The organism is Hungatella hominis (assembly GCF_014288005.1).
Lineage (GTDB): Bacteria > Bacillota > Clostridia > Lachnospirales > Lachnospiraceae > Hungatella > Hungatella effluvii.
Window position 1 is genome coordinate 506,481 of sequence record NZ_JACOPB010000002.1, and the last position, 22,444, is coordinate 528,924.

Annotated in this window: 23 protein-coding genes; 8 read left to right on the forward strand and 15 right to left on the reverse strand. The window is 49.1% G+C overall.

The features are described 5' to 3' along the window. Window positions 1–4: 4 nt before the first annotated feature. The 10 genes from H8S75_RS06590 to sdaAB all read right to left on the reverse strand — a co-directional run bounded on the left by H8S75_RS06590 (window position 5) and on the right by sdaAB (window position 10,107). Window positions 5–814: an ABC transporter permease gene (locus tag H8S75_RS06590; RefSeq protein WP_187020180.1), complete on the reverse strand. Its 810-nt coding sequence runs from the start codon at window positions 812–814 to the stop codon at window positions 5–7. 17 nt (window positions 815–831) lie between these two features. Beyond that, entirely contained in the window at window positions 832–1,386 is a 555-nt protein-coding gene (gene rfbC, locus H8S75_RS06595; protein ID WP_002604796.1) for a dTDP-4-dehydrorhamnose 3,5-epimerase, read from the reverse strand. 996 nt (window positions 1,387–2,382) lie between these two features. After that, a complete protein-coding gene (locus tag H8S75_RS06600) occupies window positions 2,383–3,348 on the reverse strand; it encodes a glycosyltransferase family 2 protein (RefSeq protein WP_187020181.1) in 966 nt (321 codons plus the stop codon). Window positions 3,349–3,458: 110 nt separating this feature from the next. Then, window positions 3,459–5,111, reverse strand: a complete 1,653-nt coding sequence (locus H8S75_RS06605) for a DUF2142 domain-containing protein (protein ID WP_187020183.1) — start codon at window positions 5,109–5,111, stop codon at window positions 3,459–3,461. Then, window positions 5,092–5,511, reverse strand: coding sequence for a DUF2304 domain-containing protein (locus H8S75_RS06610; RefSeq protein WP_187020185.1), 420 nt, complete (start codon window positions 5,509–5,511; stop codon window positions 5,092–5,094). The genes H8S75_RS06605 and H8S75_RS06610 overlap by 20 nt, the downstream gene beginning before the upstream one ends. Window positions 5,512–5,550: 39 nt before the next feature. Further along, a complete protein-coding gene (locus H8S75_RS06615; protein WP_187020187.1) occupies window positions 5,551–6,240 on the reverse strand; it encodes a glycosyltransferase family 2 protein in 690 nt (229 codons plus the stop codon). Window positions 6,241–6,242: 2 nt separating this feature from the next. Beyond that, a complete protein-coding gene (locus tag H8S75_RS06620; protein WP_187020188.1) occupies window positions 6,243–7,547 on the reverse strand; it encodes a lipopolysaccharide biosynthesis protein in 1,305 nt (434 codons plus the stop codon). After that, window positions 7,544–8,440, reverse strand: coding sequence for a LicD family protein (locus H8S75_RS06625; protein WP_187020190.1), 897 nt, complete (start codon window positions 8,438–8,440; stop codon window positions 7,544–7,546). The genes H8S75_RS06620 and H8S75_RS06625 overlap by 4 nt, the downstream gene beginning before the upstream one ends. Window positions 8,441–8,513: 73 nt before the next feature. Then, a complete protein-coding gene (sdaAA, locus tag H8S75_RS06630; protein ID WP_187020620.1) occupies window positions 8,514–9,383 on the reverse strand; it encodes an L-serine ammonia-lyase, iron-sulfur-dependent, subunit alpha in 870 nt (289 codons plus the stop codon). A 55-nt stretch (window positions 9,384–9,438) separates the two neighbouring features. After that, window positions 9,439–10,107 carry an L-serine ammonia-lyase, iron-sulfur-dependent subunit beta gene (sdaAB, locus tag H8S75_RS06635; RefSeq protein WP_110321877.1) on the reverse strand — a complete coding sequence of 223 codons (669 nt, stop codon included), beginning with the start codon at window positions 10,105–10,107 and terminating at the stop codon, window positions 9,439–9,441. Window positions 10,108–10,276: 169 nt separating this feature from the next. On the opposite strand from sdaAB, the gene H8S75_RS06640 reads away from it, so the two are divergent. Further along, window positions 10,277–11,155: a LysR family transcriptional regulator gene (locus H8S75_RS06640; protein WP_187020191.1), complete on the forward strand. Its 879-nt coding sequence runs from the start codon at window positions 10,277–10,279 to the stop codon at window positions 11,153–11,155. Between the two features lie 60 nt (window positions 11,156–11,215). Here the strand turns inward: H8S75_RS06640 and H8S75_RS06645 are convergent, their stop codons facing one another. Then, entirely contained in the window at window positions 11,216–12,610 is a 1,395-nt protein-coding gene (locus H8S75_RS06645; protein ID WP_187020193.1) for a L,D-transpeptidase family protein, read from the reverse strand. A gap of 282 nt (window positions 12,611–12,892) precedes the next feature. On the opposite strand from H8S75_RS06645, the gene H8S75_RS06650 reads away from it, so the two are divergent. Beyond that, complete coding sequence (locus H8S75_RS06650; protein WP_187020195.1) at window positions 12,893–14,740, forward strand: aminotransferase class I/II-fold pyridoxal phosphate-dependent enzyme; 1,848 nt, start codon at window positions 12,893–12,895, stop codon at window positions 14,738–14,740. Window positions 14,741–14,886: 146 nt separating this feature from the next. On the opposite strand, the gene H8S75_RS06655 is transcribed toward H8S75_RS06650, so the two are convergent. Beyond that, window positions 14,887–15,351 carry a hypothetical protein gene (locus H8S75_RS06655; protein WP_187020196.1) on the reverse strand — a complete coding sequence of 155 codons (465 nt, stop codon included), beginning with the start codon at window positions 15,349–15,351 and terminating at the stop codon, window positions 14,887–14,889. Window positions 15,352–15,533: 182 nt separating this feature from the next. Between H8S75_RS06655 and H8S75_RS06660 the strand changes: the two genes are divergently transcribed. Continuing rightward, a complete protein-coding gene (locus H8S75_RS06660; RefSeq protein WP_187020198.1) occupies window positions 15,534–15,947 on the forward strand; it encodes a GNAT family N-acetyltransferase in 414 nt (137 codons plus the stop codon). Window positions 15,948–16,063: 116 nt separating this feature from the next. Here the strand turns inward: H8S75_RS06660 and glf are convergent, their stop codons facing one another. Together glf and H8S75_RS06670 are read right to left on the reverse strand one after the other, a co-directional pair. Further along, complete coding sequence (glf, locus tag H8S75_RS06665) at window positions 16,064–17,167, reverse strand: UDP-galactopyranose mutase (RefSeq protein ID WP_187020199.1); 1,104 nt, start codon at window positions 17,165–17,167, stop codon at window positions 16,064–16,066. A gap of 156 nt (window positions 17,168–17,323) precedes the next feature. After that, complete coding sequence (locus H8S75_RS06670) at window positions 17,324–18,754, reverse strand: glutamate synthase-related protein (protein WP_187020201.1); 1,431 nt, start codon at window positions 18,752–18,754, stop codon at window positions 17,324–17,326. 236 nt (window positions 18,755–18,990) lie between these two features. On the opposite strand from H8S75_RS06670, the gene H8S75_RS06675 reads away from it, so the two are divergent. Both H8S75_RS06675 and H8S75_RS06680 read left to right on the forward strand, forming a co-directional pair. After that, on the forward strand, window positions 18,991–19,764 hold the full coding sequence (locus tag H8S75_RS06675) for an SDR family oxidoreductase (protein WP_038259001.1): 774 nt from the start codon (window positions 18,991–18,993) through the stop codon (window positions 19,762–19,764). A gap of 17 nt (window positions 19,765–19,781) precedes the next feature. Continuing rightward, a complete protein-coding gene (locus tag H8S75_RS06680; RefSeq protein WP_002604815.1) occupies window positions 19,782–20,120 on the forward strand; it encodes a hypothetical protein in 339 nt (112 codons plus the stop codon). Here the strand turns inward: H8S75_RS06680 and H8S75_RS33300 are convergent. Beyond that, complete coding sequence (locus H8S75_RS33300) at window positions 20,053–20,229, reverse strand: DUF6783 domain-containing protein (RefSeq protein ID WP_349768884.1); 177 nt, start codon at window positions 20,227–20,229, stop codon at window positions 20,053–20,055. The genes H8S75_RS06680 and H8S75_RS33300 overlap by 68 nt on opposite strands. Between H8S75_RS33300 and H8S75_RS33305 the strand changes: the two genes are divergently transcribed. The 3 genes from H8S75_RS33305 to H8S75_RS06690 all read left to right on the forward strand — a co-directional run bounded on the left by H8S75_RS33305 (window position 20,149) and on the right by H8S75_RS06690 (window position 22,071). Then, complete coding sequence (locus H8S75_RS33305; RefSeq protein ID WP_349768885.1) at window positions 20,149–20,364, forward strand: DUF6783 domain-containing protein; 216 nt, start codon at window positions 20,149–20,151, stop codon at window positions 20,362–20,364. The two genes, H8S75_RS33300 and H8S75_RS33305, sit on opposite strands and share 81 nt — an antisense overlap. A gap of 74 nt (window positions 20,365–20,438) precedes the next feature. After that, on the forward strand, window positions 20,439–20,993 hold the full coding sequence (locus H8S75_RS06685) for an RNA polymerase sigma factor (protein WP_187020203.1): 555 nt from the start codon (window positions 20,439–20,441) through the stop codon (window positions 20,991–20,993). Then, window positions 20,986–22,071 (forward strand): DUF4179 domain-containing protein, encoded by a 1,086-nt coding sequence (locus H8S75_RS06690; RefSeq protein ID WP_187020204.1) that lies wholly within the window; start codon window positions 20,986–20,988, stop codon window positions 22,069–22,071. The genes H8S75_RS06685 and H8S75_RS06690 overlap by 8 nt, the downstream gene beginning before the upstream one ends. The last annotated feature ends 373 nt before the right edge of the window (window positions 22,072–22,444 follow it).

The following is a 22,444-nucleotide window of genomic DNA, read 5'->3' on the forward strand; positions in this document are numbered from 1 at the left end:
CCTCTTACAGTACATCGGAAAAATGCGGCCGCAGCTTTTTAAATACCTTCAGTCCGATCAGCATCAAAATGATGGTCACCGCCCAGAAGTAGATTCCCAGTGTCGGCCGCATCCAGAATCCGTCCCCGGTCAGCATGCTGTCGCGGTAACCGGCCACGATGTAGTAGAATGGATTAAATTTTAACAGTGGTGTCAGCCACGCAGGCGCATTAGGTAGTATCTCCGGCGCCCACATAATGGGTACCATCCACATTCCAAACTGCAGCATAATTCCTATAATCTGCGCCATGTCTTTGAAAAATACATTGATAGCGCTGGTGAAATACGTCACAGCCAGCGAGAGCATGGAACATGCAAATGTATAATAAATAATCTGTAACCAGCTGAACCTGGGCGGTATACGGTATGCCAGGAAGACAACAATCATGATAATGGCGAAAATTCCATGTACCATCATACAGGACAGCATCTTGATAACTGGCAGTATCTCCACACGGAACACCACCTTCTTGACCAAATAGCTGTACTCCTGCAAACAATTAGTTCCCGAGTTTAACACCTCACTGAAGTAAAACCATGGCATAATGCCTGGAATCAACCACAACACGTAAGGGTAGTCCACTGGCGGCACACTCTTAAATCCCAGCTGGAATACGCAAAAATAGACGATCACAGTCGCAAGCGGCTGCAAAAACATCCACACGATACCGAAATAAGAACCTACAAACCGCTTCTTAAAGTCCGCCTTTGCCAGATCCAGAATCAATTTTCTCTTGTGTACAATTTCTTTACATAAGGAAACCAGATAATCCATGGTCCGCTCCTCTCCGGTTAAAATTTAAATGTATCCCGAATACCGCTCCACTTCTGGTCCTTATCGGAAATGATCAGTTCCATACCTTCCTCAATCGGCCAGTCGATACCAATCTCCGGATCGCTCCAGAGAATTCCGCCCTCGTCGCCCGGATGATAGAAATCCGTACATTTGTAAGCAAATTCCGCCTCATCGGACAGAACCAGGAAACCGTGGGCAAAGCCCTCCGGGATATAAAACTGCTTTTTATTCTCTGCAGTCAGTTCAACGCCAAACCATTTCCCATACGTCTCGGAATCAGAACGAAGATCCACTGCCACATCAAAGACGCTTCCGCGCACGGCCCGCACCAGCTTTCCCTGTGGAAACTGCTTCTGGAAATGAAGGCCGCGAAGCACACCCTTCACAGACATGGACTGGTTGTCCTGCACAAATACCATGTTAAGTCCTGCTTCCTTAAAATCATTCTGGTTATAAGTCTCCATAAAATATCCCCTGGAATCCGGAAATACAGACGGTTCAATCACATAAAGCCCTTTAATATCACACGGTGTTACTTTTATCTTTCCCATATTTTCATGCTCCTTTACATCACTTTGTCATTTCTTGTCTTGTAGCATTCTATCACAACTCAGCTTAAATTTCCACTAGATGGGGGATTTTACCTTAGAATTCGTGTATCTTCCCATCTTGACAGATGATATTTACTCTGCTACAATGTAAACACATAAAGGTGCTGTCATAGCAAACGGCTCACCTTGGTTAACAGTTACTATCAAAAAGCAACCACGACTTTGGTGAAGGGGCGGTTGCTTTTTGATAGTTGTCTTCTTTGTCAGTATGTCTGATAATCACGACTGTTACTACAATACTGACCACAGTCACGATGATACCGACAATCCCAACAACAATACCTAACATCATCTGTCCTTTCGTTCTTATTTTTTCCACTTTATATTTTAGAATCCTTGACACAATCATTCTACTCTGCTACAATGTAATTACAAAAAGGTGCTGCCATAGCAAACGGTTCACCTTGGTTAATAGTTACTATCAAAAAAAGCAACTACTACTTTGGGAAGTCGAGCGGTTGCTTTTTTGATGTCAATTTATTCTGTCTTTTTTGTCATCATGTCTGATACTCACGACTGTTACTACAATACTGATTACAGTCACGATGATACCGACAATCCCGACAACAATACCCAGTGCTCCATCCAGTCAGTAATCATAATTCCAGTGCTGAATATTTTGTCAGTCTGCAAGGCGGAGGACGGAAGCGGAGTGGGTTCCTCCGCTGACCGACGACAACGCGGCAGATGGCAAAATAGGCAGTGCTGGAACTATGATTACTGGCTGGATGGGGCACTGGCATCATCTGTCCCTTTCGTTCTTATTTTCCACATATGTATCACCTCCGAAAATACGGGAAGTTCTCAAAATGTACTCATTTCGGCGAAAGGTGAACCGCTTACCGTTTTGGCAGCACCCAACTTTATATTAACATATATAGCAATGTTTTACAACAGCAAGCAGTATTATATACTCTATTTTTATTTACTCCCTTATTATCCCGATACTTTCCCCCAATATTCCCGATTCATCGTTATTTTCATAATCACCCACCTCGGAAGCTTCCTATACCGTTTCCCCATCAGATATCCCAGATACTTAAATCCGCTTTTTACAATCACTCCGGGGATCAGCCATGGCTTTTTCTGTTCTACGAGCCATTTACACGTCTTCTTCACCAAACGGATTCCCTCGCTCTCTGAGCGGATCCCGTCAAATACTTCCGGGTGGTCTGTCTGGGAAACTGCAAGATCAAAATTGCGCTTTAGCTGAGCGCTGCACCCATAATTATGAGAATGAATCACCCTGGCCTCTGCAACATAGGCAATCGCCTGCCCCCAATAGAGAACTGCATTTCCTGCGTAAATCATATCCTCATTAAAGATCGTCTGGTTCGTGAATCCGCCTGCCTCAAGAAAAAGCTTTCTGTCATAGGCACAGCAGACATTGGAAGCAAAGAATGTCTTAATTCCCAGTTCCTCTAAATCGCCTTTCGTCTTTACATAGCTTTCCGCCGGATAGTTAAAGGATCTGGTATATTTTTCCGCCGGAGCGCAGTCACGGTTTGGCAGCTGTCTCGCATAGGCCGCCGCCACGTATTCCCCTGACGGCCCTTTCTGACTCAGCCCCTTTACCAACGCTCCGATTAACTCCCTGTCCGCGGGGATCGCATCGTCCGTCATAAATACCATGATATCGGCTTCCGAATATGAAGCTCCCTGGTTTCTCGTTCCGCCATGATCAAACTCATTTTTTGTCACGTGGTGTACTTCCAGATTTGGGACAGTCTCATAAATATCTTCTTTCCAGAAAGACTGTTCTGTATTCATAATAATAATACGCCGGATCGGATAGTTTTGCTTTCCCAGCCGCTCTAAAAGCGTTTCAAATACCGCATCCGGTTTATATACCGGAATAATGACATCCACCGTTCGTTTTTTTTCAATCGTTTCTACTGCCATAGTCCAGCCTTTCTGTTATTTATTTCTGCTATCTATCATCTGTCTGCTATCTACCATCTGTTTGCTATCTACCATCTGTTTGCTATCTATCATCTGTCTACCATCTCCCATCATCTGATACACGTCACAGTGCAGATTCTCACAAGCGCATAGATGCTGACAAAACACTCCAGATAATAAATCCCCTTCGAATAATCCCTCTTAATAGTCAGATTGTCTCCATAAATCATCAGCAGAATCAGCGGAAGAATCGGCAGGAAATACCGCCCCTGGATTCCCGCGATATAGGTGAAGCCCTTTGGCGTCCAGCCCAGAAGCATGGAGGTCAGCACCAGACAGAAGCTCAGTAATGTAAGAACCGCGATCCACACCTTCTGACCAGACTTAAACGGAGTATATTCCCCAGTCCTCCTGACAGAGCTTACAATCAATATTCCCCACAACAGATACAGACAGAAATACGGAACCGTCAGATTGGGATCCAGATTTCCCAGATACCCGCCCAGCATGGTGGCCTGATAGTAGTCAAACTGTGTCACCAGTGTCTCATAATAAATCAGGAACGCCTGGTACGGCTCCTTTAAGATATCCTGGATCGTATATCCGGCCGATCCGCCTTCCCAGCTGATTATATTTTCCGTATCCTGAATCCAGGCGGACAGTACCACATTGTTGATTAAGAAGATAGCCAGCGCCATCACTCCAATGACTGCGGCTACCGAGATCCAGTACCGTCTCTTCTCACCAAATTTCGATGCCGGAATCAAAAGGCAGATCCCCGCCAGCGGCAGATATACAATTTTACATGGTTCTAAAAGGACAAGAAGAAGTCCAAGGATCACCGTATCACGGATTCCGATCTGTTTCTTCTCGTAGGCCAGATAAAAGCACCATGCGAAAAACAGGAGAGACAGGCCGATAAGCGACGTATCGTACGATAAGGAGGCAGCCAGATGGAGGGTCATGGGGAGAAGACTCACGGCCATGAACATTTCTTTCTTAAATGGCATAATGCGGACAGCCAGCCATGCCATGCCGGCAAATGCCAGCAGGTTGAACAGACGCCCCATATAGATGAGCGGAATATATCCCAGATGCAGTACTCTTGCAAAGGAAATGCCCAGCGCCTGCGGTAAATAGACCACCGGCGTCGTATTCACCGGCGCCTCGAAACGAACCGTCGTGCCGCTGCCTGCATCCTTCGTAAACAGTTCCCTAAGCATCAGCGCATAGGAATCCCGCCCCACGCTGGAATACGGTTCCTCCCGTCCGTCCTGCTCCCGCACCAGAACGTTGCCGCCCCGGGCAATGTATTCCTTTTCCTTATCCGACGCCGATGAAAGAAATACCTCGTCCGCCACTGCCTGTTTCCCCATAATCTGGTTTGACAGCCGGTATGCGCTGACAAAATGGCGCGGTTCGTCCGGAGCCGAAAACGGCGGCAAAATCATCATGTAAAAGAGTCCCAGGCAGATGACCGTAGCTGGAAGCAACCAGCCAGGTTTCTTCCCGTATATCCAGAGTATTCCGGCAAGAACTGCCAGAAACACGATCCCCAGCCGCAAAACCCAGATATAAAAAAGACGCACAGACTCGTATTCCGGAGAAGGAATGGCGTCAATCACATTGTGATACGGCTTTACGAAGACAATGAGAAGAAAAAGGATTGCGGCCGCCGCCATCCACAGACCGCTCTGTCCCGCAATCTTTTTTGCAGTTTGAAGATTTCTCTTCTTTCCGACTTTAACAGTATCTGCGTTCATCGCGCGTTTCTCCCTTCTTATCCGGATAGGTTTCCACGCCCTTTCTGTCTCCATCTTCCTTTCTGTCTCCATCTTCTTTTCTGTCGAGCGCCATCTGCTGGATCAGCTCCGTCACCCTGCTTTCCAGCTGTGAGATCTTGAGAGACAAAAAGAACACCTTCACAAGCAGAATAAAGATCACAAACATGAAGATGAAATTAGAGGTGGAATACGTTCCGACGAAATCAGACAGAATGTCGGCTAATCCCGGGAATATGCTGAACACAACCATCATCAGAGCGAACATCACCCAGAATATGGAGTCCTCAATCTTTACCTTGGACTGACGGATCTTTCTCAGCACAAAAAATGTCAGCAGTATGGAAACTATTATCAGTACCCACCGAAGTATAACGGTCATCGTACATTCTCCCTTCTCTTATTGAGTACTCTCGGAAACTCAGTCGCGTTTCCTGAAATTCTGCACCAGCAGGATGGAAAACATCATTTTCCCCATGTAACGAGCGGCGCTCACAGGCTTTAAGTAACTCTCTCCGAGGATTCTCTCATCCATCATCACCTGAATCTCCGCCACCCGCGCGCCCTGCTTCAGCAGATAGGAAATCGTATCCGGCTCCGGGCCATAGTTTAAGCCTTCTGCAAACTCACGGATCATGCGCTCATTAAACATACGCATTCCGGAGGTCGGGTCCGCGACTGAAACTCCGGTTGTCAGCCGGATCGCCGCCGACAGCAGCCTGCTTCCCAGCATACGCATGGAATTCGGCTTCTTCTCCGTGACGAAACGGGAACCGATCACAATATCGTATCCCTCATCCATTTTTTCCCGCATTGCCTCAATATATTCCGGCCTGTGCTGTCCGTCGCCGTCAAACTGGATCGCGTAGCGGTATCCTTTACGGTACGCATACTTGAGTCCTGTCTGAAATGCCCCGGCCAGCCCCAGATTTACAGGCAGATCGATCAGATGAAATCCGCAGCGCCGGCAGACAGCCGCAGTCTCATCCGCAGAGCCGTCATTGACAATCACGTAATCGAAGATGGGATATTCCTCCTGAAGCCCCGTCACGACACGCTCAATATTGAGCGCCTCGTTATATGCAGGTATGATCACCAGCACCTTGTCCATGGTCAACCCCCTCCCTGTCTTTTCTTCGCTCTGTGAAATACATAGAATGCCTGACCCATGAAGCACATCATGAGCACCAGCATTTCCAGCATATAAGAAAATGCCCCTCCGTTGATTCCGCCGATCTTAACCAGAAGAAACGACAGAATCACGGACAGGAGGCACACAGGAACGTATCCAAAGAAGATCCTGCGCTGGCATTTCATAATAACTAGCACATAATAAAACAGATTCATAACCGCAAAGAACCCGCCTCCCAGAATAATATACAGAAGTCCGGACTTATATGGCGCCAGTTCCACATTGGAGATCGCCCCCAGCACCGGCACACCGATCGCCCAGGCGCCGGCCAGTGCGATGACTGTCAGGACCAGTATAATGGCCACCAGCCGCTTTAAATCCCGGGTAAATTCGACGAACTTTTTTTCCTCCCACTGGTAGGACATCTTCGTTAAAAACGGCCGGATCACGAAGTTGGCCGCCAGATTGATGACAGAGGTCGGCATAAAGACAGCCACGAAAATGGCGGTGTCCATCGAGGTCATCTGTGCATCCACCGCATATTTCGCCATAGCAAAGATTAGACCGTCGAGGAAGACCGACAGAAACAGAAGAAAGGATTCCCGGATCAGAGCCAGGGATTTTCCTGCCGCCCGCGAAAGGTTCACGCCGGGCACCAGCTTCATGGTGTTCCAGTCGAACAACAGAATTCCGGCCGCCTGGGCCAGTACTGCGATTACACAGGAAAATACCAGATCCTGTGTCGCATAAAGCGCGCCCAGAAACAGGATTACCGACAGAATCGTCCGGTATGCCATGGCTTTCCCGGTCAGATAGAGACGTCCTTCCCGCTGGAATTCCGATTCATAGACATCGGCAAAGCCATCCAGAACCTTATAAATTACCATCAGAAAAACCACCACCGTCTTCTGGCGTGAATATCCATCCGGTACGATAAACGAATTAACGAAAATATAGATTATGCCGAATATAACGGCCGCCACACACGTATAAAGCCTGACACGCCGGTACTCTCCAAAGGTGTAGGCCTGATTTACATCGGTGCTCTGAAACGGACGCATACCAAAATAGGCCACCAGAAACATCTGCTGACCGAATGCGCTGAACGCAAATCCGAAGATACCGCCCTGCTCCGGGCCGATTAAATGATTGACCAGAGCAGTCAGAATCATGCTGGAGCCGGCATAAATCAGGCTCCCGATCATGTTCCAGGCAATATTCTGCCGTTCTACCTCGGCAGTTCCTGTACGGAGACTGCCGAACATCCTTTGTCTGAGCCATTTCATGTCTTCTTCATTCCTCTGTCTGTGACCGTTTCTCCCGACAGTACTGTTCCGTCGCCCAGATCAAGAATGTAGGGATAATGGGTCTTCCTCTTCTCCACTGGAGGCATCTGCATATAGTCCCCATACATATAGGTGAGAATGTCATGCTCTGTTCTTGGAAATACCAGCTTGAAGCCCTCAAAATCAAGCTTCATGCCCGGCGAAAACGCCGCCTTTTCCACTACATTCCAGAACGGGTTCGTATCCGGATAAAAGGCCATGCGCTTTGTATCTTTCCCCTCGTAGCGGCGGCAGATCTTCTCACAGCGGGCCGCCAGTCCCCGCTTTGAGATGCGAAGCCCCTTCAGCACGTTATGCACCGCAATACAGATGGCGGTGATCACCCTGGCCTTCCAGCCGGTCTGGGCCAGATACGGCCGGGGAATCGACCGCAGAATTAAAAGTTTACTGAAAAACCAGGCCTCCCATGCCTGAAGCTTCATGAGAAACCCGGAATCCGGTATATCGTCATATACATACATATCTAAAAATACTCCGAGAGGGCTGTCCACATCCCTCATGGGAGAATCCACGAATCTGGTGCCGCGGCGGCAGATCCTCGTCGTCATCAACGGATAATTCTCACTGGTCCGCCAGTTCAGGACGTAATACTTATCGCCGAGTTCTTCTTCCACCAGCTTTAAAAGGCACTCAAAATCCTTCCTTGGCATGGCAACGTCAATGTCGTCATCCCACGGAATAAATCCCTTATGCCGAATCGCTCCGATCGCCGTTCCCGCCATGCCAAAGCAGAGAAGCCCGTGGCTGTCACAGATATCCATGACATCCTTCAGTATCTCCAATTCCATCTGCTGTACACGGGAAAGGATCTCCGGTTCATAAAAACCTGCCATCCGTCTGCCTCCAATTTCTAACAATGTTCCGTTTTATTCTACAATATTGGGGCGGAAAAGTAAAGCCTCTCAATTAACTGGATAAATGGCACAACTGACAGGCCGATGGAGTCGAGGCGCAGCCTCCCAAAGCGGTTTCGCGAAGTTCAGAGGGAAGCTTTTTGCCCACAGAGTACATGGTAGCCAGCATCTCATCGAAGGGGATCAGCTGCCTGATTCCGCTCAAGGAAATCTCTGCGGCGATCAGGGCATTAGCCACGCCGGATGCATTGCGGTTCTGACAGGGATATTCTACAAGGCCGCCTACGGGGTCGCAGACGAGGCCAAGCATGTTCATGAGAACCGTGGAGGCGGCGTACAGGCACTGTTCCGGGGTTCCTTCCATCAGCTCTACAGCGGCTGACGCGGCCATGGCGGAGGCGATTCCGACCTCGGCCTGACAGCCCCCTACGGCTCCCGCCACCGTGGCGTTGCGCATGGCCAGGTAGCCGACGGCTCCGGCGTTGTAAAGGGCGTCAATAAGCCGGTCGTCAGTAAGGCCGTACTCTTCCTGAAGGGCCAGCAGCAGTCCCGGGACGATGCCGGAAGAACCGGCTGTGGGAGCCGCTACGATCAGTCCCATGGAGGAGTTCACCTCCAGGACAGCCATGGCGTGGGTGATCGCCCGGCTCATGACTGTGCCGCATACGGCTTGTCCATGTTCCCGGCGTACGGCCAGCTTCCGGGCCTCTCCGCCGATCAGGCCGCCCATGGATTTCCCTGGCTTTTCAATCGGCTCTGTGGCGGATGAGCGCATGATCTCCAGGACACGCCTCATACGGCCGTCCGCCTCCTTGGATGTCGTCTCTCCCTGGTCACATTCTCTCTCCCGCATAATCGTTGATATCGGACAATGATTTTCACTGCATAAATCCAGAAGCTCTCTGGCATTTTTAAAATCCATCATTTTTCTTCTCCTCACCTGTGCCGCCTGCTTCAGATACACGGCGGCGCCATTCCTATGACTGTACGATCATCACATCATGAACGTGGCTGTTTTCTCTTAAGGTTTCAGTTATATTTTCGGGCAGGCGGTTGTCAGACTCCACAATGGTGTAAGCCGTATGTCCCTTCGCCTCGCGGAATATTCTCATAAAGGCAATATTGACGCTGCAGTCGCTCAATACTTTTGTGATATGGGCGGCGACACCCGGCTTGTCCTGATGGACGACGATGACGGCGCTGTACTCGCCGGAGAAATCCACCTTCACCTGGTTGATGCGCACGATCCGCACCTTTCCGCCCCCCAGAGACTCCCCGCGCACAGTCATAACCTGGCCAGCCTCATTCTCCATGCGAATATCCACGGTGTTTGGGTAAATATCGGTTTCCGTATCATTTACAATGAAATGAAACTCAAGGCCCCGCTCGTCAGCAATACGGAATGATTCCCGGATCCTGGTATCATCCGTGGAAAATCCCATAATTCCGCCTAAGAGAGCCCGGTCCGTACCGTGGCCTTTGTAGGTTTTGGCAAATGACCCGTAAAGGGTAAATTCTACCTTCTTAAGCGGCCCATTGATCATCTTCTGGGCGAGATAGGCAATGACAGCGGTTCCCGCCGTGTGGGAACTGGATGGGCCGATCATATTAGGCCCCAATACATCAAAAACACTGATAAACGACATGATAACCTCCCTGCACCGTTTCCTGTTTTTTCATTTCACGGTTGACATCTTTATGGTCTCATTATATCATGGCATTATGTATGAATCCAATTCATATATTTTATGTACTTATTGAATATTTTTAATAGATTATATTCCGGAATCATCCTTGGAAAGGGGCATAAATCAAATGGAACTGCGTCAGTTGAGCACATTTATCCGGGCGGCACAGCTTCAGAGCTTTTCAAAGGCAGCCGAGAGCCTGGGGTATTCTCAGTCCGCTGTCACGGTGCAGATCCGGCTGCTGGAGGAGGAGCTGGGCACCAGACTCTTCGACCGGATCGGAAGAAAGGTCACACTCACACCACAGGGAAGGCAGTTTTTGACCAGCGCTTACGATATCCTCTATGAGGTCAATCGGGCGAAGCTGTCCGTCAGCGATGAAACGGAACTCAAAAATCCCCTCCATATCGGCACCATAGAGTCCCTCTGTTTTTCGAAATTTCCCTCTATCCTGCGCTGTTTCAGGGAACATCACCCGAAGGTAGCGATACGGATCACCACCGCGCCGCCGGAAGAATTGATCGAAATGATGGAACACAACCAGCTGGATCTTATCTATATTCTGGACGAGCCCCGCTATGACAGCAACTGGTATAAGGCCATGGAACAGAAGGAAGAGGTGGTCTTCCTCTCCTCGCCCTCCTTTCCTTTAGCCGGAAAGAAAGGGATTAAACTGGAGGAGCTGCTTCATGAGCCCTTCTTCCTGACGGAGAAGAATGCCAATTACAGGCGCGCATTTGACCGCTATCTGGCAACGAAGAATATACTGCTGACCCCATTTCTGGAGATCAGCAATACCGAATTTATCATTAAAATGATCGAGGAGAACAAGGGTCTCTCCTTCCTTCCACGCTTCGCCGTTATGGAAAGCGCCGCAAAGGGGCAGACCTGTGTCCTCGATGTCACCGATTTTCACGCCTCCATGTACCGCCAGATCTTCTACCACAAGGATAAATGGAAGACGCGGGAAATGGACGAATTTATACGGCTGGCCATGATGGAGTAACGAAAAAGCAGCATCAGAATCTGCCTTAAACAGATTCTGATGCTGCACTTCTTTCATCTTTTACAGTCCAAAGCCCGGTCCGACTTCCTGTCTTTCCTTCACTGCGGCTTCTTCTGCTGCCTTCTGCTCGGCTGCGGCCTGTGCCGCTGCCTGCTCTTCCGCCTGACGGCGTGCAGCTTCTTCCTGCTGCTGCGCTGCGGCCTGATTCTTTACCTCATCGCTTACCAGCGGATCGGTCGGGTCCCATGTCTGTTCAACCGGAATCGGAGTAATGGTTGGTTTATAGTAGGGTCCTACATTTACTGGGTCCTCGAAAATCTCGATCGTAGTGCCGATCGCGCAGTTGTCATATACCCACTTGGCATTCTCCGCGGTCAGACGGATACAGCCAAGAGAGCGTACCACGCCCAGTCCGTTATATCCGACGGACTGCATCGTGTAAATATCAGGTTTGTCATAGCAGACCGAATGGATCAGGAATCCCTGTCCAGCGGTAATTCTGGTCGCATACTGTGTATAAGTATCATTCACCATAAGACGCCAGCGGTATTTTTCCGGTGTGTGGAAGGTCCCCAGCGGAGTATCGTCTCCCACGGAGCATAACATCGTTTTAACCGGAATTATGTATCCGTTATCGCCATCCTTGGCGTATGGAACCAGTGTATTTAACTGCTTGTTGATCTTAATCACGTAAGAGCTCTGAATTCCAATAATCGGATCCAGATCCTGAACCAGTTTTCCCTGTTCATCAAAGTAAAACTTCAGTCCGTCTATATACTGCCAGCCCGTTAAGAAGGAGTTGTCCCGGACATAGTAACGTGCTCCGTCATGATCAATCCAACCGGTATAAATACCGCCCGGAACATCCGTGTAGCGTGTTACGCCGTTGTCATCATAGAATCCAAATGGAAGATTCGTTCTGACAGACGGTGTCCCGTCGCTCTCGTTATGATTCACTTCTGTCAGGTACGCCTCCAGGCTCGTCAAGGGTTTTCCCTCTCCTACGGTTCCGGCCGGACTTCCTGTCATGGCCAGGCCAAGTTTTTCTTTGCCTGAAACAGTAGCCCGGTACCAGACATCCAATACCTGTCCTGCGTATCCTGAAAGCTTCATCTGAATCGCTTCAATCTGATTCCCGGTATTCTCTCCGCCTGCCACAGCGCCGTCAGAAACCCAGCCCTGCCAGCCGCCGTCGTGTAAGTATACGCGGTAGGAAATACTCCCGTCCACACCGGTGAGCCATACCTTAAGGCCCTCCACCGGCGATGCTGAATCTGATGCCGACTGCTTGTCCATGGCTTCACTCTTCCACTGACCATCGGTAAATACCTGATATACAACATGTGGAGACGGTGGATTTTGTACCTCATCGTCGGCAAATGCCGTCATGCATCCTAACACCATGAAAGCGGCAAGCGCTACGGCACCTGCTACCTTTTTCAATGCCTGTAACATATCCTTATCCTCCTGATACATCCGTTTTTTCCCGAAAGAAACGGGCTTTCCATACTCTAAAAAGCAGATAGTATCATTATACTATAGCGATTTTTAAAAGTAAAGCATCCGGAAAAATCGTAATTTTATAAGAAAATCGTAAGAATTCTTAATATCTTAAGATGCATTCATGTAACAGTTCAGCCCACTCCCAGCGTTTCCGCATTGTAATCATCTCTTGCCTGTGATAAAATGAAGCTGAATTTTGAAGTGCCCGCGACGGGCGCAGATTGGAGGAACGCGATGCAGGCAATCATCCTGGCCGCAGGTATGGGAAAGAGACTGAAGGAATATACCGCGGAAAATACAAAATGTATGGTAAAGGTGAATGGAACCACTTTAATTGAACGCGCGCTGCGCATTCTCGATAAAAAACAGCTTTCCAGAATTGTCATTGTGGCAGGCTATGAAGGCCGGAAGCTCATGGACTATATCGGTACGCTGGCCATACAGACTCCCGTCTGCTTTATCAATAATGAGGTCTATGACAAAACGAACAATATCTACTCCCTGGCTCTGGCCAAACAGTATCTCGTATCCGAGGATACGCTGCTCTTTGAATCCGATATCATTTTTGAGGAAGCCCTGGTAGATATTCTGATGGAAGACTCCAGAGAGACCCTGGCTCTGGTGGACAAGTTCGCCAGCTGGATGGACGGAACCTGCATGGTGCTGGATGACGACGATTCCATCAAGGATTTTATCCCGGGCAAATACTTAAAGTTCGAAGACAAGGGCGGTTACTATAAGACCGTCAATATCTATAAATTCAGTCAGCATTTTTCCGCCAACACCTACGTTCCCTTCCTGGAAGCGTATGCGAAAGCCATGGGCAACAACGAATACTACGAATCCGTCATCAAACTCATCGCTCTTCTGGAGACAAAGGAGATCAAGGCTAAAAGGCTGAGCGGCGAGGTCTGGTATGAGATCGACGACATTCAGGATCTGGATATTGCGGAAAGCCTTTTTGCCGGCACCATCCAGGAGCGGTATGACGCCATTGCCTCCCGCTACGGCGGCCACTGGCGTTATCCGAAGCTGCTGGACTTCTGCTATCTCGTCAATCCCTATTTTCCGCCTCAGAAGATGCTCGACGAGATGAAATCCAATTTTGAGATCCTGATCTCGGAATATCCCTCCGGCATGCGGATCAACAGCCTGCTGGCCTCCAGAAACTTCGGCGTACGGCCGGAGCACATCGTGATCGGCAATGGTGCCGCGGAACTGATTAAGGTACTCATGGAACACACGGAAGGTCCTGTAGGCTTTATCCGCCCGACCTTTGAAGAATATCCCAATCGCTATGACAGCGCTTTATCGGTTGTCTTTACACCGGATAATGAAGATTTCTCCTATACGGCGGAAGATTTAATCCGGTATTACAACAGTCCCGGCCACACGGTCGGTACGCTGGTTCTCATTAACCCTGATAATCCCAGCGGCAATTACATCGACTGCGAAGGCCTTAAAAAGCTGATTGACTGGGCCAGGACAAGTTCCATACGCCTCGTTATCGATGAAAGCTTTTCTGACTTTGCAGAGCTGCCGGGAGACACGCAAGCCCTGGACTTATCCCTGCTTAACGAGGAGGTGCTGCAGTCCTACAGCGGTCTTTTCGTCGTAAAGAGCATCTCCAAATCCTATGGAGTTCCCGGAATCCGCCTCGGTGTTCTGGCAAGTTCCGACGAGGCCGCGATCGCATTGTTAAAGAAAGAGGCGCCGATCTGGAACATCAACTCTTTTGGCGAATTCTTTATGCAGAACAGCGAAAAGTATAAAAAAGACTACCGGGAATCCTTAAAAAAACTGGCTGCAGATCGAAGAAGGCTGATGAAGGAGTTAAGCTCTGTTTCATTTCTCCGGCCGATCCCTTCTCAGGCCAACTATGTGATGTGTGAGGTCATGGAAGGCCGTACCAGCAGGGAGATTGCCTGCGAACTGTTGAAACACGATATTTTCATCAAGGATCTGACCTCAAAGCTGCATAACGGAAGACAGTATGTGCGGATCGCAGTCAGAAATGGAGAAGATAACTTAAGGCTTATCACGGCGCTTAAGGCGATGGCAGACGGTGCAGAAGCCTTGTAAATTGCAAGGAATAAAACGGCCGGCGGCATATGAACTCAATGGTTCCATGCCGCCGGCCGTTTTATGCAGGGAATCTTCTTGCCGGGCTGGGCCTCCGGCAGGAAAGATACTGCTCTCTTTCATTACGTCGAATACAAATAATCAATTCATTTATTATCCTCACTTTTTCGAATGAAAATATCAAAGGCCAGGGAACACAAATGTAAATAAAAGACAAATGAAGTGAAGACGTACGTGCTGATAAAATGCATGAATCCCAGCGTATGATAAAAAAGCTTTACCGCAATAACAAAAAATATAATGACTATGATATTAAGAAGTCTGCTAAGCTTAACCGGCATTCCGCTTTGCATTTTTATCTTTATAAAAGACAGAATTGAAATTACGATTGGAGTAAAAATATACATGTAATAGACAGGCATAGCGGGAAAAGCATACCGTTTGTATGCTCTGAGTATCATATCTGTAAGAATCGTTAATACAACTGGAGCTATGTTTACAACCGTGTAAAAAATTATGAAACAGTTTTTATTTCTTTTCATCGTTTCCCCCCTTACTGCTGAGTACTCAATTGGTATCGCGGCTGCATGCAATGGTCCTTTCTCAGGCATGGCCTCACCTCCATTTCCGCTGATATATACAGTTTACCATAGCCATCTGGAAATGTCATGAATTCTTTAGAAAGACCATTGCACTCCGCCCGGCTTTCCCCTATACTGTAAGGGTACCTCCCACACCGCACTTCCATTCCGCCTCACAGAAGGCGGAGCATACATCAGAAAAGGGGATTAGAATGAATTTTAAAATAACAGAAAAGATAGAAGAAAAGGACAGATCGGAAATCTTTCAGGGACTGCTGGAATATAATCTGGACAGAATCGAGGACAGAAATCCAAAGGAACTGGGTATCTATCTGGAAGATGAGCAGGGCAGGAAACAGGCGGGGCTGATTGGAGAGACCCATGGCAACTGGCTTATGGTTAAGTTTTTATGGGTGGATGAATCCTTGAGAGGCCGGCATATAGGCAGCCGGATTCTGGAGGAAGCAGAAATAGAAGCCAGGAAAAGGGGCTGCAAATACGCCTTTCTGGATACGTTCAGCTTCCAGGCGCCGGATTTTTATAAAAAACACGGTTATCGTGAAGTGTTTGCGCTGGAAGAATATCCACTCACGGGAAAACGGTATTATCTTACCAAAACTCTTTAAAATGGAGGCGGATCGAAACTGCTTCCTGCCCGAATGTGTCAAATGGAGGCAGCAGTTTCCTGCGGCCTCCACTCTGAATTTTTATCACGTTCTATATTATTCCGCCGAGATTCCATTTATACTCCCAGCACCTCTCCGGCCTTTTTCATCGCCGATTCAATCACCTTATCCATATCGTAATACTTGTATTCGCCCAGCCGGCCGCCGAAGATCACGTTCTTTTCGCCCTCTGCCAGGGACGCATATTTCTGGAACAGCTCCTGATTTTTCTCATCGTTGACCGGATAGTACGGTTCCATGCCCTCACTCCAGGTCACCGGATACTCCCGGGTGATCACCGATTTAGGCTGGGTTCCGAATTCAAAATGCTTATGCTCGATAATCCGCGTATACGGAGTCTCCCTGTCTGTGTAGTTTACCACAGCGACACCCTGATAATTATCGGTGTCCACCGTTTCGCTCTCAAATCGCAGGCTTCTGTACTCCAGCTTTCCGTAACGGTATCCGAAGTAAGCGTCGATGGTCCCCGTATAGACGACCGTCTCGCCCAGACCGTCATACCGCTCCTTATTCTCCAGGTAATCCACTCCCGTCTCGATGTCGCATCCCTCGAACAGCTTGTCTATAATTACGTTATAGCCGCCTACCGGAATTCCCTGAAACAGGTCATTAAAATAATTATTATCATACGTAAAACGCACCGGAATCCGCTTGATGATAAAGGACGGTAAGTCCTTGCAGTCACGGCCCCACTGTTTCTCCGTATAGCCCTTGATCAGCTTCTGGTATAAATCCATGCCCACCAGACTGATGGCCTGTTCTTCCAGATTCTTCGGTTCTCCCTTTACGGAAGCCTTCTGTTCCTCAATCTTCTTTTTCGCCTCCGCCGGAGTGGATACGCCCCACATCCTGCTGAAGGTATTCATATTGAAGGGCATATTGTACATTTCACCCTTATAATTTGCCACCGGGCTGTTGGTATAGCGGTTAAACTCTGCCAGTTCATTCACAAATTTCCAGACCTTCCGGTTGCTGGTATGAAAAATGTGCGCGCCGTAACGATGAACATGGATGCCCTCCACGTCCTCACAGTAAATATTGCCGCCGATATGATCCCGCTTTTCCACCACCAGACACTTCTTGCCCTTTTTTCCCGCCAGATATGCTAAGACTCCGGAATAGAGTCCGCTGCCTACCAGGACGTAATCATACTTTTTCATGTTTTGTGTTCTCCTGTTCTGTAATCATCTGCCCATCATTGTACTATATCTGCCCGGAAATGTAAACAACGGCCGCCGGAGCAGAGTCCTTTCAGTTCCCTGCCCCGGCGGCCGTATCGTGTCACCGTATCTTATGTATCTCGTATGTCTTCCGGCTTACGCATGCCGGATATCCGTAAATTCCGAAATCTCCCGGTTAATCGTGCACAGATCGTCCACCGTCATATCATGGATATCTTCATGACCGGTAATCCGCGCATATGTTTTCAGTTCCTCAAAGCTGCATTTTAAAAAGTTGCCGACACGTGCAGACGCAGCGCAGACATTAAACCTTTTTCTCAGTTCCGGGTCCTGCGTGGCCGCTCCCACCGGACAGTTTCCGCTTCCGCAGATCCGGTACTGCTGACATGCCGCCGCAATCAGGCCCGCAGACGCTACCGCCACGGCATCCGCGCCCATGGCAATGGCCTTTGCAAAATCGGAGGAGACCCGCAGTCCGCCTGTGATCACCAGATCAATGTCGGCTCCTGCCTCATCTAAATACCTTCTCGCCCGCGACAGGGCGAAGACCGTGGGAACGCTGGTGGAATCCCGTACCAGCTTCGGACTGGCTCCCGTAGCGCCTCCTCTGCCGTCTATGGTGATAAAATCAGGTTCTGCGAACACACAGTACTCCAAATCCTTTTCAATTCTTCCCGCCGCGATCTTGATCCCGATGGGCCGTCCGTCAGACGCAAGGCGCAGCTGGGTTACCAGGTCCCTCAAATCCTCTTTGCTGCGGATATCTTCAAATTTGGAAGGGCTGATCACGTCCTTGCCCAGCGGCTTATTACGGATCGCAGCAATCTCGGGAGTTACCTTTTCTCCCGGCAGATGGCCGCCCATCCCGGGCTTCGTTCCCTGGCCAATCTTGATTTCGATGGCGTCCGCCTCCTGGAGATTCTCAGGCGTCACGCTGTATTTATTGGGTACGTACTCGAAGATATACTTGTAAGCCGCGGCCTTCTCCTCCGGCAGTATTCCGCCCTCGCCGCTGCACATGGCAGTCCTGGCTATAGCGCTTCCCTCTGCCAGCGCCACCTTCATCTCCTTTGACATCGCTCCGAAGGACATATGGGATATGTAGACCGGTCCGTCCAGCACCATGGGCTTTTTCGCGCGCTTGCCAATCACCGTAGTGATATTCACCGGATCGTGCTCCATCAAAGGCGGCGGATTCAGCTGCGCACCCAGAATCAGGATATCATCCCAATTTGGCATGGCCATCTTTGTGCCCATGGCATCGATAATCGTCTTCCCGCTCACCGCCATCTCATGGATCTCTTTCATATAGCGGCAGGTGCTGTCCTGTCTCGCATACTTTGGATCGTATTCCAGGCCCTTTGGCCGATTTTCACCGATATCCACAGATTCCGCGGATACTGCCTCCTCCTTCGTCAATGCAGCTTCCTCCTCTGCTTCCTTTAACGGGGCAAACACGGAGGCCGGCTGCCTGCACACCGGACATTCTTTCAGATCTTCAAAAGGTTTCCCTTCTTTTTCCTCATCATAAACAAATCCGCACACGCCACACTGAAATCTCACCATATTCTGTCTCCTTTCTTTCCCCGCTTTTCTTATGCAGGATTTTTTATAGTCCCAGTTTACCACCATTTTTGTGCAACAACAATACCTATTTGTCCTTTTTTTAACCGTAGATTGTAAAATATTTATTTTAATTGACAATCAATTCATGACATGATATGCTATTTTCATAAGTTAATAATAATTACTATTATTTAGGTGTCACCATGAAACAGATGGGAGAAAGAGAGGTAAGAACAGTGAGTACATATGTAATTACCGGCGGAACAACCGGAATCGGAGCAGCGGTACGAAAGACATTACTGGATCAGGGCCATGAGGTATTTAACATTGATTATAAGGGCGGAGACTACCTGGCCGATCTGTCCACGAAGGAGGGACGCCAGGGCGCCATCGAGGCGGTCTTTGAGAAGTATCCCGATGGAATCGACGTTCTGATCTGTAATGCAGGCGTCGGCCCGACCGCGCCGCCCAAGATGATATTTGCCCTGAACTTCTTTGCCAGCATTCAGTTGGCGGAAGGCTTAAGACCATTACTTAAGAAGAAACGCGGCAACTGTGTCATCACCTCCTCCAACTCCATCACCAACATGACAGTGCGTATGGACTGGGTTGATATGCTTTCCAATGTCATGGATGAAGACCGAATTCTGGAACTGGCGGACGATATCCCCAGGAATCAGACACCGTCCTGCTACAGCTCCTCCAAACACGCACTCGCCCGCTGGGTCCGCCGGATTTCTCCTTCCTGGGCCGTAGACGGACTGAGAATCAACTCTGTGGCCCCCGGCAACACGACGACACCGATGACCCAGGGTATGACAGACGCCCAGATGGAAGCCGCCTTATTAATCCCGATACCGACCCGCTACGGGCGCAGGGAATTCCTGGACGCCCAGGAGATCGCCAATGGAATTGTGTTCCTGGCTTCTCCGCTGGCAAGCGGCATCAACGGAGTCATTCTGTTCGTTGATGGCGGCATTGACGCCCTGCTTCGTTCAGAGCAGATTTAAATAAGGAGGATAAAGCGATGACAATCTTAGAGCAGTATATTGAATGCATGAAAAAGGGCGATGAAGTGGCACTGGCCGATCTGTTTAATGAGTACGGTGTTCTTCACGATTCGTCCGTTATAAAGGCCGGCATGGACACCATCCACCTGGAAGGAAGGATGGCCGTGGAAATGATGTTCCACCACAAATTCGGATTCAACGGGGGACCATTTCCCATTCACAGTGTAAAATACGTGGGGGATAATACCGTATGGTACTTTATTACCTACCACGATCACGTCGTACCGGTTACCGCCTTCTTATCCGAGACGGATGAGAACGGCAAAATAAAACGGCTGAACATCTATCCGCTATAGGGCATGTTTGAAAATTGCTTTCTGTCAGATGTGCGTCACATTTTGTGGGAGATTTGCCCCGAATAAGGGACGCGTAGTGGGCTACGTTGACCGAATGAGGGGTAAATATACCGCAAAATGGGGCGTGCAGATGGCAGAAATGAATTATCAAACAGGCCCTGGATCAGCTAACCCATTTGGAGACCGCGGCACCTTTCTCGGAAGGCTGCCGCGGTCTCTGCGTTTCTGCCTTGCGCGGAAATAAAAAATTTGAATAAACTGAAACATTTTCTGACAGACTGCGTACTGATAGGTGAGATACATAAAAAGGAGGATATCATGAATGACTACGAAATCATCCAAAAGCTAAAGCGCAGGGAGGAGGACGGCCTCCGGGACTTAATGAAGCAGTATTCCGGCTATGTAGCGGCTATTGTCTGCAACATTTCCCAGGGGATTCTGAGCGTGGAGGATGTGGAAGAACTGTCTGCCGACGTGTTTCTGTCTGTCTGGAACCACGCGGCCGGCCTCATGGAGGACAGGCCGCTGCGCCCCTATCTGGCTCAGGCCGCCCGCAATACAGCGATCAGCAGACTGCGAAAGCGCGGAGAAGCTGCCCTTCCCTTCGACGATGACATCATCACATTGCAGGCCGGGGAAAATCCCGATGAACTGGCCATCAAACGGGAACAGACACAGATTATCAATTCGGCAGTGGAGGCCTTCGGCGAGCCAGACAGGGAAATCTTTATCCGTTTTTACTTTCTGGGTGAGCGCATCGAGGCCATCGGCAGACGGCTGGCCATGAACCAGTCGACAATCCGCACAAAGCTGCACCGGTGCCGCAAACGGATAAAAGGGATCTTTGAAGAAAGGGGATATCAATATGAATAAAAAGATAAAAATCAGTGATTTATGTTCCCGGATGAACCCGCAATATATGGAAGACCTGGAAGTGACCAATATGACAGACTTACACCCCTCGGAGCAGCGAATAGAAGATATCGTATTTCAGAAGCTGCATCCAGAACAGAAAACGGCCGCACCGGCCGGGAAAAGAGTAAATATGAAAAAGAAGGCATGGAAAATTGCGGCGATCGCCGCTGTCTTCTGCCTGTTTGCAACGACTGCGTTTGCCATGGCAGGAGGATTCGAGTATTTCCGCTCCATCTACGGAGACACGGTTGACAATGCCAGACAGGATATTCTGACACCTGAAATCACCGTCACGGACGGCACCCGGCAAATGGCGCTGGACAGCATGCTGACAGACGGCTACAAGATCAACCTTATTGTATCGCTGAAGACCGTATCCGGCAAGGCCGACAAAGACATCGAAAAAACAGATCCTTTCAATCTGTTCCAGGTAGAGCTTCAGCCTCCCGTCTCCGGTTCTGAGCAGGAGGAACAAACCATGGCCTTTACCTGCACGGAACTGACGGAATTTTCATCGAAAAGCCAGCATTATTACCACATTCAGCTGGATTCCCTGACCGACTGTACCGGTTGGAATATCAAAGTCTCCCTGTCCGAAAGTCTGGGAAACCTGACTCTGGAATCGGATATCAAAGGCTCAGCGGCCGCTGCAGAGCTTACCATCAATCAGGCCATCGACAACAGTCTGACGATTGAGACGCTCCAGATCTCCCCCTTAGGCTTCCTGGTAATTGGAAGTGAAGGCGCTGCCTCCGGTGGGCTTCCCACGCCTTCCATCAGCCTTACCTTTAAGGACGGATCACAGGAAGATTTAATCACGCCCATGTCCTTCGACTCCGGCGAAGGCGGTACAATAACCGGAGGCGGCGGCGTTGTCATCGGAGAAGATCCTATGACCGGACCGCTTGTCACCACCACATACGGGCAGAGAAATCCCAGCGGAAAGCTTGCAATAGCCGGTGAATTCGGCCGGATTATCCTGGTATCCGAGATACAGTCCATTTCAGTCAACGGTACAGAGTATCCGTTAAAGTAAACAAACATACACCTTGGATCATATTCCAGAGCAATAACAGCAAGACTGCGGCGCCTTTCCTAACAGGCTGCCGCAGTCTCTGCATTATATTTCATTCCAATTCTCCGGTACTCTGATCCTCAGTTTTAATATCCGCCTTGCTTCTGGTTTTTATCATCTCTCTGATAATCAAACTTCACTCTGTTAGCCAGATAAACAGACACTGTGATTTTTCTGCCCGCTATCCCCCCATAAGCATCTCCCTTTAGGAAATATACAGCCTCTACTTTTCCGTCAGCCAACAGCAACTGTGCTGTTTTACCTTCGGACCTGCCAGCTTTACTTCAATTCCAAAAGTTTTATCATTTGCTGCATTTTCCATCTGTAATAACAT

Coding starts and splice junctions, on each gene's coding strand:
- H8S75_RS06660 (WP_187020198.1), top strand. CDS start 15,534: ATGAATTTTAAAATAACAGAAAAGATAGAAGAAAAGGACAGATCGGAA.
- H8S75_RS06640 (WP_187020191.1), top strand. CDS start 10,277: ATGGAACTGCGTCAGTTGAGCACATTTATCCGGGCGGCACAGCTTCAG.
- H8S75_RS06685 (WP_187020203.1), top strand. CDS start 20,439: ATGAATGACTACGAAATCATCCAAAAGCTAAAGCGCAGGGAGGAGGAC.
- H8S75_RS06650 (WP_187020195.1), top strand. CDS start 12,893: ATGCAGGCAATCATCCTGGCCGCAGGTATGGGAAAGAGACTGAAGGAA.
- sdaAB (WP_110321877.1), bottom strand. CDS start 10,107: ATGTCGTTTATCAGTGTTTTTGATGTATTGGGGCCTAATATGATCGGC.
- sdaAA (WP_187020620.1), bottom strand. CDS start 9,383: ATGGATTTTAAAAATGCCAGAGAGCTTCTGGATTTATGCAGTGAAAAT.
- H8S75_RS06590 (WP_187020180.1), bottom strand. CDS start 814: ATGGATTATCTGGTTTCCTTATGTAAAGAAATTGTACACAAGAGAAAA.
- glf (WP_187020199.1), bottom strand. CDS start 17,167: ATGAAAAAGTATGATTACGTCCTGGTAGGCAGCGGACTCTATTCCGGA.
- H8S75_RS06610 (WP_187020185.1), bottom strand. CDS start 5,511: ATGACCGTTATACTTCGGTGGGTACTGATAATAGTTTCCATACTGCTG.
- H8S75_RS06670 (WP_187020201.1), bottom strand. CDS start 18,754: ATGGTGAGATTTCAGTGTGGCGTGTGCGGATTTGTTTATGATGAGGAA.
- H8S75_RS06615 (WP_187020187.1), bottom strand. CDS start 6,240: ATGGACAAGGTGCTGGTGATCATACCTGCATATAACGAGGCGCTCAAT.
- H8S75_RS06655 (WP_187020196.1), bottom strand. CDS start 15,351: ATGCCTGAGAAAGGACCATTGCATGCAGCCGCGATACCAATTGAGTAC.
- H8S75_RS06645 (WP_187020193.1), bottom strand. CDS start 12,610: ATGTTACAGGCATTGAAAAAGGTAGCAGGTGCCGTAGCGCTTGCCGCT.
- H8S75_RS06600 (WP_187020181.1), bottom strand. CDS start 3,348: ATGGCAGTAGAAACGATTGAAAAAAAACGAACGGTGGATGTCATTATT.
- rfbC (WP_002604796.1), bottom strand. CDS start 1,386: ATGGGAAAGATAAAAGTAACACCGTGTGATATTAAAGGGCTTTATGTG.
- H8S75_RS06680 (WP_002604815.1), top strand. CDS start 19,782: ATGACAATCTTAGAGCAGTATATTGAATGCATGAAAAAGGGCGATGAA.
- H8S75_RS06605 (WP_187020183.1), bottom strand. CDS start 5,111: ATGAACGCAGATACTGTTAAAGTCGGAAAGAAGAGAAATCTTCAAACT.
- H8S75_RS06690 (WP_187020204.1), top strand. CDS start 20,986: ATGAATAAAAAGATAAAAATCAGTGATTTATGTTCCCGGATGAACCCG.
- H8S75_RS06620 (WP_187020188.1), bottom strand. CDS start 7,547: ATGAAATGGCTCAGACAAAGGATGTTCGGCAGTCTCCGTACAGGAACT.
- H8S75_RS33305 (WP_349768885.1), top strand. CDS start 20,149: ATGTGCGTCACATTTTGTGGGAGATTTGCCCCGAATAAGGGACGCGTA.
- H8S75_RS06625 (WP_187020190.1), bottom strand. CDS start 8,440: ATGGCAGGTTTTTATGAACCGGAGATCCTTTCCCGTGTACAGCAGATG.